Here is a 13114-nt window from a genome sequence, read left to right as displayed (position 1 = left end):
AATTTTATGTTTAAATTTAAATCTTAAATTTTGTAAAACGCAGTTTAAATTTAAACCGTCTTTTAAAAGCGTTAAAATTAAAAAAAGCATTTTAACTGGGGCAACTAAGTGGCTAAAAGCCTAGCTGACAAAACTTAGTTTCTACAAGCAAGGTATATTTTTTAGTAAAGCCTAGTTTCTTTAAAAAGCTTTTAAAACGCAATTTCTTAAAAAATAAAGTTTCTCAAAACAAAAAGCCTTTTTGTAAAAGTGTGGTTTCTTTGAAAAACTAAATTTACTCAAAATACAAAAGCTTTTTAGTCAAGGTTCAGTTTCTTTAAAAAAAGAAATTTCTCAAAACAAAAAAACTTTTTTTAACAAGCCACAAGGCAAATTTTTTGGCTAAAAATTTAAATTATAAAATTAGCATTTTAAAAATTCAAGCCTCTACTCAAAGGGCCATCTATACCAAGGCACCCTTGCTTTCTTCATAGGCACTCCTACAAAGTCTGATTCTTCAAGCCTTTGTTTATATACCTCATAGCTTTCTTTCCTGCCTGTTCTTTTATACAAAGAGGCTATGTTTTGATCAAGGGCATAAATGGCTAGATTAAACCTAGCTAACATAGTCTTAACAAGGGGATCATATCTTGCACTAGGATAATTAAGAGAAAACTCATCAATTTGCTCCTTGCCCTCAAGCAAGAGGCCTTGATCTCTATTTGGCTGCTTGAAAGCCTTGAATTTAGCCTTGATTTGTAGGTAGCGAATGAAGTCTATGTTTTTTGAATTGCCAAATTTCTTTGCATTTTCCTCTAAATAAAAATCCGCAAGCTTATACTCCTCCTCCTCTATGTGAGCTTGTGCTAAGATAAGCTGTATAGGCTCAAGCAAGGGATCAGCCACATGCTCACTTGCCATAGAGATATAATGCTCATCTGCTTTTTCTAAGTCCCTAGACTGTAAATCCTTAATGATTTGCTTGTGCCACTGTTTTGCACTAAGATTATAAAGCTCGCCGTCCTTGCTAGAACAAGCAGCAAAAAATAAGACTAAGATAAAAAGAAGGCTTGTTTTAATCATTTGTTTTGCCTATTTTAAAGATTTTTTATTATAATTATAAGACAAGTTCTTAAATGGGCTAAAAATTTGGAATTATTTTTGCTTATTTTCTGCAAAGCAATAGAAAGAAGGAGAAAAAATGAGTGAAGAGCAAATTGTTTTAACTGTCAAATGTCCTATCTTGGGCTTTGAGGATACTAAGAGTATGGAGTTCATCCGCGTTGATGAGATCTTTATAAAGCTTAAAAGCTTGGACGGTAAAGACTTTACCTTTGTTCTTATAGATCCTCAGTTGATTAGACCTGGGTATGACTTTGATATACCTGATTATTATAGAGAGCTTTTAAGCTTAAACAAAGATTCAAGCAGACAAGCCTTTATCATTATGGCTATTCATAAGGATATTAATGATTCTACCTTGAATTTCCTAGCTCCCATTGTTATAAATTGGGACAATAAGAGCCTTGCTCAGGTGATCTTGGATCCTAATGCCTATCCTGATTTTTTGCAAATGGATAAAATTTCTAATTATATGAGAAAGCCAGAAAAAAAGACAAAAGAATGAAACCCCTTTACATACTTGGTTCAGGTACTATGGCAGGGGCTTTGGGCTGTGGCTTGAAAGACAATTACGAAGTTTTCATCGTAGGCAGAAACGCTAAAAAATTAGCTGAATTCAAACAAAAAGGCTTTCAAACCCTGCTTTATGATGAATTTAAGGCCGAAAACAAAGATATAATCCTAGCCTTTAAGCCTTACGCCCTTGATGAAGTAGCTCAAAGGCTTACAGGCAAGGCAAGAGTAATAATAAGCGTTTTGGCAAATAAGGATTTTAAAGACTTGCAAGCTGCTTTTAAGGCACAAAACTTCGTCCTAGCAATGCCTAACACCGCTGCTTTTTACAAGGCTTCGACTACGCCTTTTGTTTGCGAGAATGAAAATTACAAAGATGAGATTTTAGCAATCTTACAAGCCTTTGGTAAGGCTTTCGAGCTTGAAAATGCAAGGCTTATGAGTGCTGCTATGGCTATAAGTGGCTGTGCGCCGGCGTTTTTGGCGGTAGTGGCTGAGAGCATAGCAAACGGGGGCGTTTATGAGGGCTTAAAGAGGGAATTAAGCCTAAGCCTCACACAAAGCCTATTTGAGAGCTTTACTAAGCTCTTAGAACACGAACATCCAGCCATCATCAAAGAAAAGATCTGCTCTCCGGGCGGCGTAACCATAAAGGGCGTTAAAATTTTAGAGGACAATGCCGTTCGCAGTGCCTTTTACCAAGCCATAAGCACAAGTGCTACGCGGTGAAACAGGCTTTTTCTCTCATAGAAACCCTTTTTGCCCTTGTGATTTTGGGCTTAATCTTTGCCTTTTTTTACGAAAGCACGGCAAGGGTGGCGAAAAATCACTCTTATATCTTTCAAACGCAAACCATTTACAGCGAACAAGGGGCTTTGAAAAAGGCACCCACGCAAAAAATTGAAATTTTGGTTGAAAATTTGGGACTTTTACCATTTCTGCAACATTATGATGAGGCTTCAAGGCTTAAATTCAAGGGCTTAAAGCCCATCGATGAAAGCTACAAGGGCTATTTTAAAGATGAAAAAAGCCTTTAGCCTCTTTGAAATGCTTGTGGTTATGACAATGCTAGGACTTTGCTTCGTGCTTTTTGCCACGCCCTTGCTGAATTTAGGGGCATTTTACGGCAAACAAAACAGCCAAGCCCTTATAAATGCAAACTCTACACTTATAATCATAGAAAAGATTTTACAACGCTGCCTTGAATTTTCCCCCTTAAATTCAGGCTTTGAGTGCATTTTAAAGGATAGCGATAATTTAATTTTGCACCGCTTAAACACCGCTTTCATAGGGCATAGCGGCGTTTTGCTTAAGGATGAAAACTCAAACATTTATGCTCCAAAAAGCAATTTTATCTACAACACAAAGGAAGGCTTGAATTTTGGCGTTTTGGCAAATTACAACGACTTGCAAGGGGTGAAAAACAATGAATTTTTATTTCTCTATGATTTAAAAGACAAAAAAATTCATAAGGCAAGGGTTTTAGACAGAGAAAAACTTGAGTTTTTAAACGGCGAATTCACAGGCTTTTACGCACTCATTGAAGCCAAAGTTAGCCTAAATTTAGAAAACGGCGAGCTAATTTATCACCACACACCCTATCTTACTGGCATTTCGCACAGTGGCGTTTTGCTTGATGGGCTTCATAGCCTTAAAATCAGTGCAAGTGCCGGTGAATTCACAGTTAAGCTTTGTTTAAGCAAAGAAAACTGCATTCAAAAGTGGGTTTGGCGATGAAAAGGGGTTTTATCTTGTTAATGAGCCTACTTTTGCTCGTTTTCATTAGCTTTTTTGTGGTGCTAAACCTTCAAATTTCAAGCTACACGCCCCGCCACATAAGGGATTTAAGTCTTTATACTCAGGCTCAAATCCTTGCACAAAATGGCCTAAATTTGGCGAAGTATTTTTTAATTCAGGCAAAAAAACAAAACAAAGAATGCCTTGATTATGCCGAATTTAACTACCCAAGAGCAAATGATTTAATTCGCATTGATTATTTTTACCCCCTGCAAGAATGCAAAAACTTTCAATTTATCAGCACAAATAAGGACGCAAATTTAAGCAAAGATAATCTTATCATAGTAAATATCTCAGTGCTTTTAAATGGCAAAAGTAGGGTAAATGAGGAAATTTTTGTAAATCGCAAAGAAGTGCTTTATCCAAATGAGGATTTTTAACTTGGCATTTTTATCAACAAGCATTGTTTTTTGTTTATTTTAGGCTAAGTATCTTAAAATGTTTTAGGCTCTCTTAAACTTAAACTCTAACAAAGTAGCTTCAAGTTGTAATTTATAAGGTGAAAAACAAGTGTATTGATTGTTTTAGAATTTTAGAGGCTGAATTTAAAGAGATTTTGAAGTATTTTTTTGCATCCTTGCACTTGCAATTTTTGGGGAAGCCTTGATATTAAAGCCTCTAAAATTGCAAAATTTAGCAAAATATCTCGCCAAAGTATCAATAAAATAATCAAAAACATTAGAGTATTAATTGCAATAGAATGTGAAAAAATCTCTAAAATTCAAGGTGAAATAGAAATTGTTGAGAGTTATTTTACTGCTAAAAGAGTGTGTGGCAAAAGAAGGAGAGTAAACAACATAAAAACTTCTATGTTTTTACTTCTTGCTATGTGTCTTAGATCTTTGTAAAAATGGATCTTAAATGCTAGGCTAGCGTTTATACCCAAATCATAAAAAACTGTTTTGCTAGCTAGCTTTTGCTTAATTGTGAGATTTGAGCAATTTGCAAGAATCTATCATTTATAGTGATTGTTGGAAAGCTTATGATGGACTTGTAGATTTTTTGTTTCGTTTTTACTTGCAACTGCGTAGTAGAAGGTGCTAAAGAGCATTATAGAGTAAAACACTCAAAAAATGAGTTTGAAAACGGACGAAATCATATCAACAAAATTGTGAATTTTTAGGGCTTTGCTAAACATAGACTTGCTAAATTTAAAGGCTTTAAAAAAGAAAATTTCTTGTTTTGCTTTAAAAAAACGCAATTAAGACGAAAATTCAAGATCAAGCTTTGTATAAAATCTTGCTAAAAATGATAAGAAATAAAGTGCTTAAGTTTAGTTGAGCCTTATTTTAAAGATAATCAAAGAATCTTTTGCGATAAAAGGGTAAATAATGAATAATATTAACCAAATACAAAAAATTGCAGAAAATGCAGAGTTGGCACAAGTGGCTTATGGATATTTTCATTTGTTAGGCAAACGATTTAACAGCGATAATGCTATGGTGATAAAAGTGAAAAACAAATAACATTAACTGACATATTGAATATGTATTATAATGGCTATGTAACCACAGAATATATCACATTTATAAACCTTAAAAACTAAAAGGAGATTTCACTCCCACTCAAGCGAAATACTTCTTTGAAAAATATGACTTACTTATTCAATAACCTAAACACCGAATTAGGCTTTTCTGCCACTTTATTTCAAAATAAATTCACAAAAGCATTTATATTTGCGGTAAGAGGGACACAATGAAATTATTAAATATGTTTTATATTTGCTGGATAGTGTTTTGGGGATTTGCTTGTCTTTTGGGTCTTTTTATGGGACATTGTGGATATAGAACAAGCGATGAAATTCTTATAGAAATGTTATTTTTGTATTTTTTATTATGCCTTTTTCCTCTATTGCCTTATTTTTATTATTTAATTTATGCAAAAACAAGAACTCAAAATATATTTGTTGCTCTTTTTTGTTATTTATTATTGTTCATTATTATTTGTTGCTACTTATTATGTTTTGTAGTTATGGTATTAAACAAGACCGAAGATATTATTTATCTTATTGTGGCTATTATTGTTCATATTGTAACATTTAGCATTATTTATATGGAAAAAGGAACATATGATGAAAAGAGAGCTTAATGATTTACAAGACTACTTAGAACTTGCGTGGGCGAGTTATTTTTACTTTGATTTACTTAAAGATTTTAAGGGTAATCCTAGAAAAATTTATGTATTAGATTTTGATGGGGAAAAGATAAAAGGTGAAAATTATCCTAGGGGATGCATAAAATGAAAACACTAAACATGCTATATCTTTGCTGGGTGATATTTTGTATTATAGGTTGGTTTATATCCCCTATCATAGGGCATAATCCAAATAGGGTTGAGGAATTTTTTATTATGTTGGGCTGGATAATATTTCCGCCAATGATAGTCAATTTATGGCTTTTTGCAACGAAAAGGAATAAGAAATATTTAATGATGTTTTGTGTATTGTTTTTATATTATCCGTTAGGATATATTCTCTTTGCAATTATTACTAGAATGAGTTTTGTGGGAGCTTAATATGCAACAAACAATCAACAACTTAAAAGACTATGCAGAGTTAGCACAGGCAAGTTATTTCTACTTTGATTTACTCAAAGATTCTAAGGGCAATTCTAGAAAAATCTATGAGTTAGATTCTAAGGGCAATAAAATCAAAGATGAAAGTTATTCAAGAGGATATAAGGAACTAATACTTAACTTAGAACACATAGTAAGTAGCAAATATAGTGGACAAGAGGTTTTAATAAATTTAAAGCAAGATGATACTTGGCAATCTAAGTTATTGAATTCGCTTGATGAAAAATTTAACTTTGATACACTCAATGGCGAATTTGGGGAATTGCAAGCAAAGGAATTTATCAAAAGATACAAAATTTACTTTCATCAAGCAAATACTGTATCAGGTTTTAGTGCTACTTTATTTTATGACACTCAAAAAGATAGATTTGTGCTTGGATTTAGAGGGACACAATGAAATTATTAAAGATACTTTATATTTGCTGGATGGTGTTTTGGGGACTTGCTTGTCTTTTGGGTATTTTTATGGGGCATTGGGGATATAGAACAAGCGGTGAAATTCTTATAGAAATGTTGTTTTTGTATTTTGCATTATGTCTTTTTCCTCTATTGCCTTATTTTTATTATTTAATTTATGCAAAAACAAGAACTAAAAATATCTTTGTTGCTCTTTTTTGTTACTGTTTATTCTTTGTAGTTCTTGCTCATTATTTTAGTTTTATATATTCAAGTGATAGGTTTTTAGAATTTTTTATAATAGTTACTTCATATAAGATTATTTGCATAGCTATAATTTTATATAAATTTAAACTAAATTTAAGACTATGTATTTGCATATTATTACATATCATGGCGTATTTTTACATATTTTTACATATTTTTAATGTATATTATGAAATAGAATGGATACGAATACTGTTTGATAAAGATGTTATAGTATATATTTACCACAAAATAATTCAGTTGCTATATGGCTTTTAAATACTTTATTATATAAAAATCTTAGCTCTTGCAAGGAGTAAATTAATGCAAACTCAACTTAATAATGTAAAAGACTACTCAGAACTTTCGTGGGCGAGTTATTTTTACTTTGACTTGCTTGAAGATTTTAAGGGCAATCCTAGAAAAATTTATGAGCTAGATTCTAAGGGAGATAAAATTAAAGATGAAAACTTATCATATAAGCTATAAAGAATGAAAACACTAAACATGCTTTATCTTTGTTGGGTGATATTTTGTATTATAGGTTGGTTTATATCCCCTATCATAGGGCATAATCCAAATAGGGTTGAGGAATTTTTTATTATGTTAGGTTGGATAATATTTCCGCCAATGATAGTTAATTTATGGCTTTTTGCAATGAAAAGGAATAAGAAATATTTAAGTAATTTTTTAATATTTTTTTCGTATTATCCATTTATTCTTATTTTAGCTTTAACAAGAATTATATAAGGACAAAGGAAATGCAATGAAACAAAAAATTGATGATTTAAGAGCTTATGCAGAGTTGGCTTGGGCTTCTTATGGATATTTTGATTTGGTGGATAATATAAAAGCGTATGTTTAAGTTTGTTATTAGTATAATACAGCCTTAAATCTAGGAAAGTGTAGATGAAAAAAGCACTTATAATATCATTATTTATTATTTTGCTTGTCCTTATCATTAGTGGATTTTGGCGATGGTTTATGCCATATAGCTTTGAGCCTAGCTATTGGGAATTTAAGAAGTTATGTGAATTAGACCCTGAAATATATCAAGCCAAAGGTGGCAAATTAGATGAGGAATATTACAATAGAGTGTTGGCATATTTTAATACAAGCTTGGATAATATGTCTAATGTAAGCACATTGATTGTAAGCGATGATAAAGAATACTACTCATATTGGTTTGAAAAATGGCTTGGCGATAGAATCAATTTTAGCTTCACTATATGGTTTAATGATGAAAAAACAACAAAAGACAATATTAAAAACACTAGCTTCTTGGCTCAATGGCGAAATTTAAGACCAGCATTAGAAGGCAATGAGGGAAGCGGATTTTATTTTAGCGGAGATAGGATGCATTGTTTTGAATTTTATTGCCATTACAAGAATGGTGTTAAAGTATGCAACTATGAATAAAATTAGGAGTTAAAATGGGTAACAGAAAACAAATACAAAAACTTAAAGATTGCGCGGAACTTGCGTGGGCAAGTTATGGATACTTTCATTATGTTAATCCCGAGTTTAAGATTGATTCAGACAAAGACAAAAAGAAATTTGATGTCTTTACAAACATTAAGAAAAAAGAACTTGGCAAAGATTTAGATAAAAATTTTCGTCCCACTCCAGTTGACATCCTAAACATAGAATACAAATACTATAAAGATGAAAATGACAAATCAAAAGATTCGTGGTATAATGATAAATTTCTTGGTGGCGACTTCACTCCCACTCAAGCCAAACAATTTTTTGAAAAATATGATTTGATAGAACATTGTCCAAATACAGATTCAGGATTCTCTGCAACATTATTTCAAGATAAATCTACAAAAGAATTTATAATATCATTTCGTGACACAGAAATTTCATTAAAGAAACTTAAACAAATGATTGATGATTTACAGACAGATATTCTATTAGCTACAAATCAAATACCACGACAATATTTTGATATGATAGATTTTGTAGAATCAAAAGTTAAACCCATACTAAAAAAGTCTAATCAAAAATTTATTGTTACAGGGCATTCTCTAGGCGGATATTTGGCGCAAATGTGCTCTTTAACTTATTACGATTTAATAAGTGGTGTTTATACTTATAATGCACCGGGAATTTTTAACGATACAACTACAAAGATTGCTCAAAATATTTATATTGGCTTTGTATTATTGGAATTATATAATCCCTCTATAATGGATATAATTACAAGCATACTTCAATTTAAGACAGCAGATTTAACGCCATATAAAATATTATCTAACAATAAAGATTCGGGTTTATACTGTGGAATGTTAGAAATGAATAGAAAATTATTTAGTCGTTTAGAAAGCTATAAAACTAATAGTAGGGGACTACTCAATATTAAGGGCAATGATGATGTATATAACCAGCTGTGCCACACTATTCCATATTTTTTACAAATGAGTTTGGAAGCAGTTACTTTACATAATGTTAGATATGGCATATATCAAACATTTGATATGAATAGTATGAAGCAAGAAGCTAAAAAGCTGTATGATACAATCGCATACAATATAGAAAAATATCAGCAAAATACATTTTATATATACTATGCTTATGCCTTTATCAACCAAACCACACAAATAAAAATATCTGAATCTAAATTTGTTATACTAGGCTATGATTTAAATACACCATATAATAATCTATTAAATCAACTAAAAGCATTACGAAACCAAAATATATACTTGCCAAATACGCTATCAAGCAATCAAATATATCATAGTATATCTAAAGATTCAAAAGATAATTTTGATACAATAGGAGATATAGGCATAAAAACTTTAGGCACAAGATGTGAAATACAAGTGGAATCCGATACACATTCCATTATCCCACTTACTCAAACCCTTTATTTTTACTCTTATCTTTTAGAACTTAAAGGCAACTACAATAAAATCGCACAAAATAATACCTCGCAAGATACTATTAATAATCTAAATGCTTTTATGTCAAATATTCAAACTTATCTTAGTGCTTTTGTTACCAAAACAAATAAAATGAACACGCAAAATTTTACTAGAAAAAATGGACCATTGACACTTATAAAACAAAGGCCACAAGAGATTAACTTTTTGGCATTATTTTTATCAAAAATAGCAGTGATGATGAGTGAAAGAAAGCGAGAGCTTAACAATTACAATGAAAACTATTTGCAAACAAGCATACAAAATGAGCAAATCATAGACTTTATATTAAAAATGCAAGAAAAACAAAAATATATTTTAATTCTAAATAAAGACGATATTAACAAATTAAGAAAGGATTGCACATTTATTAACGACAAGGAAAATATAGCCTATAAAGTAGCCATAGATAATTTTAGAATATTTGTAGCAGTAGATAAAAATGGCAAATGCCTTGAAAATGCTGATAATATTTCACAAATTTACGGCTACAATTCAAGCACATATTCAAGCCTCAATCAAATATGGGAAGAGCAATGTTTGGGCGGAAAATGTAAAATCATACAGGGCTTATATTTTGGTGGTAAAACTAAAATTTTTATCGCTTCATAGGCACTATAATGGAAAATTTTATCATTTCAATTAGTGTAAGCAAAAATAGTGTTTATCTATTTTGCAATAATAACGCAACCATAGATTGCCGCACAATCCATAATCAAATCTATGAATCCATAAAAAATAATACAATAAATGATGAATCTAATAATCTTAAAAACATTACAAAAGAGGATTTACAAGGTTATAAGATCTATGTATTTTTAGATTCAATTTTACTCACAGGTGGCACAGAATCTACACTGCCACATAATGAATGTTTCTTTGGGAGTTTGAATTTAAATGAGAATTCAAATTTTAATGTTTTAAATTCAAGTGATTTAAATTCAAACAATAATTCAAATGCAAGAAATTTGAACAAGAATCCAATTGTAAATGATTTAAATTCAAGCACAAGAACTTCAAAAGATTCAAACAACGATTTAGATCAAACAAAGCCTATTTATTATTTAGAATATGATGAATCTGATAATGCTATACATATTCTATTTTACACTATGGCTCAAGATACTCCAATAGGATTTTCTCTTATCAATTTTAATAAAATTTGATAAAGATTTTGTCCTAAATTTTTCGTATTATATCTAAATTCTATTTCTTTTAAGTGAAGAACAAAATTTTCTTTTTAGCCATGAAATTTGACAAGTGTCAACTTCGCAAAGCCCCAGAAATTATCTATCTCATTGATATGATTTCGTCCCTTTGCCAGCTCATTTGCATTACCCTATAATGTGCCTTTGCTACTTCTTGCAAAATTACAAGACGCATAGCACGAAGTAAAAACACAGGCGTTTTCTTGCCAGCTCCACGCCCATGCTTGCCACGCACCCTTTTTGCCCATTCTGCTAGCAGTTACGAGCCGTAAGGCGAAGTAAAAAATAACTCTCATCAACTTCAATCTCGCCACTCATTTTAGAGATTTTTTCGCATTCTTTTGCAATTAAAATGCGAATTTCTTTGAAAATTTTACACAAACTTTGTTGTGAAATTTGGCAAATTTGAGCGTTTTTTCGCCTCTAAATCAAGGCAGAAATACTTTAAAATTCCTTAAATTTCTTTTGAGACAATTCTGGAATGAATCATATATTTATTTTTCATTTTGTTCTCCATACTTTAAAATGATCTTGTATCAGATTAAAGTGTCTTGAGCCTTTGATATTTTAAAGTTTGTTTGAGTATAATTCTTAAGACTCGCGAAAGCAATGAAAATAAAAGGACATATTTTTGAAAATTCCCATTTATACACAAATCAAATCAAAACTAGAATTGAAAGGACTAGATTCTATTACAAGCGGACAAATTGCGTGGTTTGTGTGTAGTGTTGTTGTGCCTATAATAATATTTTTTGTGATAAGTTGTATTTATAATATAATCATTGGCAATTTTTATAATGCTTTTTTTATAACTTTATATGAAAATCTTTACGAATTTATATGGTTTAATTTATTGCTAATTTTCATCTTTAATTTATTTTATATTAGAAATGCAATACCTATCATTGTAGCGTTTGCGATAGCTTTTTGCCTTATATTGGAACATAAATTATATATTGTTGTAGTATGTTTATGCACCTTATCTTTTGTCTGTATTTTTTACAAACAACTTATCATTTATGTGTTGTTAAGTGCGATTGTCTATGGTGTTGCCTATGGGTTAATATCGCTAATGTATAGCTTAGCTAGGTAAAATTAAGGAGTGAAAGATGAAATATTATGTAACTATTTACATAGATAAATTATTGGAACAAGAACTATATAAAAATGCAGATTTCAAACTTATTACTAAACTAAAATTCAAAGAATTTCAAAAGCAACTCGACTTAACTCACGCATTTTTGGGACTTACCAAAGGTAAAAGCCCTGATGAATTAGATGAAATGGACAAAAAAACAAATGATGAAAAGCTTAAAAATGCAGATTGGATAGATATTGATAAAAAATGGTATCACGCAAAAGAAATAAATGAATATAACGATGGATTTTGGGGATTTGGGACAGGGACTATAAACATAACTGATACAGCTGGGAAAGTATTTAAAAATAATCACTATGTAGTTGATAATAATGTAGAAACAAACACATATAATGTGAAAAAATTACGCTCAACAAATACTTTTTCAAAAACCAATCGTTGTGTATTAGAAATTTCTAAAGAACAATATAATACTCTTTTGGGAAATATCAAAAAAGATTTTGAGGCTACAAGGGAAGTAAAGCCCAATACAAAAAAATATGTGCATTATGATTTACGGTATCACATAACAAACAACAACTGCATTAATTGGGTCATACAAAAACTTTCAAATATAGGCATAGAATTGATTGATGAATATTATACAATTCCCGGTAGTTTGATGGATATTTTTAGTCATATTCAAAAAATTCACTCCACCTTCCTCAAATTTCAAGCAATCGATGAGAATCTAGAATCCATAAAAGGTTAGGCTATGGGCTAGGAAGCTGTTAGATGGTATGAATCGTTTTATGCAAAGCTATTGCGTTGTCGTTGAAAACAAAGTGCAATCAAATAGAATACCAAACAGTAAAAGGTCTGTAATACTTATAGAGAGTATTTCGCTTGTATATTTACAACTTGATAAAATTTTGCAATCAATGCTAAAAAATGTTGATATTAAAAATATAAAAGGCAATTTTATTTTTGTTTATTGGGACGAAGTAGCACAAAATAAGAAAGTATTAGACAAAGAGCACGGTTATCAAGCCTACACTCAAAAAGCATTTGACCTAAGCAATCCTGCTTATAATTTTTCAGTTTGCACATTTGCACCTTTTATTTTTATCTCTAAGGATAAAACACTTTCACAAAGGCTTTATCATAAATATAATTACGGAAATGTGTCAAGTGAATATCAAATAGCTAGAAATGAATTTTATCAAAATGTATTAGCAAGAATACAAAGTGATAAATATTGGAGTAGTAGCTAC

Annotated in this window: 16 protein-coding genes and 3 pseudogenes; 15 read left to right on the top strand and 4 right to left on the bottom strand. The window is 30.8% G+C overall.

Annotated elements, in window-relative coordinates; genetic code table 11:
* Positions 1–426: 426 nt before the first annotated feature.
* Positions 427–1062 (bottom strand): outer membrane protein assembly factor BamD, encoded by a 636-nt coding sequence (bamD, locus tag DMC01_RS04810; protein ID WP_142693153.1) that lies wholly within the window; start codon positions 1060–1062, stop codon positions 427–429.
* Between the two features lie 133 nt (positions 1063–1195).
* On the opposite strand from bamD, the gene fliW reads away from it, so the two are divergent.
* From fliW to DMC01_RS13275, 8 genes and pseudogenes are all read left to right on the top strand, one after another.
* Positions 1196–1606, top strand: a complete 411-nt coding sequence (gene fliW, locus DMC01_RS04805; protein WP_142693182.1) for a flagellar assembly protein FliW — start codon at positions 1196–1198, stop codon at positions 1604–1606.
* Positions 1603–2343, top strand: a complete 741-nt coding sequence (locus DMC01_RS04800; RefSeq protein ID WP_142693152.1) for a pyrroline-5-carboxylate reductase — start codon at positions 1603–1605, stop codon at positions 2341–2343. The genes fliW and DMC01_RS04800 overlap by 4 nt, the downstream gene beginning before the upstream one ends.
* The gene (locus DMC01_RS04795) at positions 2340–2651 is read left to right on the top strand and encodes a type II secretion system protein (protein ID WP_142693151.1); all 312 of its coding nucleotides are present in this window, start codon (positions 2340–2342) and stop codon (positions 2649–2651) included. The genes DMC01_RS04800 and DMC01_RS04795 overlap by 4 nt, the downstream gene beginning before the upstream one ends.
* Positions 2608–3351 (top strand): type II secretion system protein, encoded by a 744-nt coding sequence (locus DMC01_RS04790; RefSeq protein ID WP_185908714.1) that lies wholly within the window; start codon positions 2608–2610, stop codon positions 3349–3351. The genes DMC01_RS04795 and DMC01_RS04790 overlap by 44 nt, the downstream gene beginning before the upstream one ends.
* Positions 3348–3791, top strand: a complete 444-nt coding sequence (locus DMC01_RS04785) for a hypothetical protein (RefSeq protein WP_142693149.1) — start codon at positions 3348–3350, stop codon at positions 3789–3791. The genes DMC01_RS04790 and DMC01_RS04785 overlap by 4 nt, the downstream gene beginning before the upstream one ends.
* 110 nt (positions 3792–3901) lie before the next feature.
* Positions 3902–4692: pseudogene (locus DMC01_RS04780) on the top strand (IS1595 family transposase).
* A 50-nt stretch (positions 4693–4742) separates the two neighbouring features.
* Positions 4743–4877: a hypothetical protein gene (locus DMC01_RS15840; RefSeq protein WP_282432253.1), complete on the top strand. Its 135-nt coding sequence runs from the start codon at positions 4743–4745 to the stop codon at positions 4875–4877.
* Between the two features lie 605 nt (positions 4878–5482).
* Positions 5483–5653 carry a hypothetical protein gene (locus DMC01_RS13275; RefSeq protein ID WP_185908712.1) on the top strand — a complete coding sequence of 57 codons (171 nt, stop codon included), beginning with the start codon at positions 5483–5485 and terminating at the stop codon, positions 5651–5653.
* On the opposite strand, the gene DMC01_RS13270 is transcribed toward DMC01_RS13275, so the two are convergent.
* A complete protein-coding gene (locus tag DMC01_RS13270) occupies positions 5634–5798 on the bottom strand; it encodes a hypothetical protein (protein WP_185908710.1) in 165 nt (54 codons plus the stop codon). The two genes, DMC01_RS13275 and DMC01_RS13270, sit on opposite strands and share 20 nt — an antisense overlap.
* A gap of 128 nt (positions 5799–5926) precedes the next feature.
* Between DMC01_RS13270 and DMC01_RS04760 the strand changes: the two genes are divergently transcribed.
* The 5 genes from DMC01_RS04760 to DMC01_RS04730 all read left to right on the top strand — a co-directional run bounded on the left by DMC01_RS04760 (position 5927) and on the right by DMC01_RS04730 (position 10720).
* Positions 5927–6382, top strand: a complete 456-nt coding sequence (locus DMC01_RS04760) for a hypothetical protein (protein WP_142693147.1) — start codon at positions 5927–5929, stop codon at positions 6380–6382.
* Between the two features lie 569 nt (positions 6383–6951).
* Positions 6952–7116: a hypothetical protein gene (locus tag DMC01_RS13265; RefSeq protein ID WP_185908708.1), complete on the top strand. Its 165-nt coding sequence runs from the start codon at positions 6952–6954 to the stop codon at positions 7114–7116.
* A gap of 420 nt (positions 7117–7536) precedes the next feature.
* Positions 7537–8046 (top strand): hypothetical protein, encoded by a 510-nt coding sequence (locus tag DMC01_RS04745; RefSeq protein WP_142693145.1) that lies wholly within the window; start codon positions 7537–7539, stop codon positions 8044–8046.
* 14 nt (positions 8047–8060) lie between these two features.
* Positions 8061–10166 carry a Tle-like phospholipase domain-containing protein gene (locus tag DMC01_RS14890; protein ID WP_246059019.1) on the top strand — a complete coding sequence of 702 codons (2106 nt, stop codon included), beginning with the start codon at positions 8061–8063 and terminating at the stop codon, positions 10164–10166.
* 8 nt (positions 10167–10174) lie between these two features.
* Complete coding sequence (locus DMC01_RS04730; RefSeq protein WP_142693144.1) at positions 10175–10720, top strand: hypothetical protein; 546 nt, start codon at positions 10175–10177, stop codon at positions 10718–10720.
* On the opposite strand, the pseudogene DMC01_RS16480 reads toward DMC01_RS04730, so the two are convergent.
* Positions 10672–10910: pseudogene (locus DMC01_RS16480) on the bottom strand (IS1595 family transposase); the annotation flags it as partial. The gene DMC01_RS04730 and the pseudogene DMC01_RS16480 sit on opposite strands and share 49 nt — an antisense overlap.
* A gap of 39 nt (positions 10911–10949) precedes the next feature.
* Positions 10950–11279 (bottom strand): annotated as a pseudogene (locus DMC01_RS16475) (IS1595 family transposase); the annotation flags it as partial.
* Between the two features lie 592 nt (positions 11280–11871).
* On the opposite strand from DMC01_RS16475, the gene DMC01_RS13255 reads away from it, so the two are divergent.
* Together DMC01_RS13255 and DMC01_RS13250 are read left to right on the top strand one after the other, a co-directional pair.
* Complete coding sequence (locus DMC01_RS13255) at positions 11872–12612, top strand: hypothetical protein (protein ID WP_185908706.1); 741 nt, start codon at positions 11872–11874, stop codon at positions 12610–12612.
* Between the two features lie 28 nt (positions 12613–12640).
* Positions 12641–13114 (top strand): hypothetical protein (locus DMC01_RS13250; protein WP_185908704.1); only part of this gene is annotated, 474 nt, incomplete at its 3' end.

The sequence above is a fragment of the Campylobacter troglodytis genome, assembly GCF_006864425.1.
In the GTDB taxonomy this organism is placed as follows: domain Bacteria; phylum Campylobacterota; class Campylobacteria; order Campylobacterales; family Campylobacteraceae; genus Campylobacter_D; species Campylobacter_D troglodytis.
The sequence above is the reverse complement of the archived record's forward strand: the minus strand, read 5'-3'. Positions and strand labels throughout refer to the sequence as shown.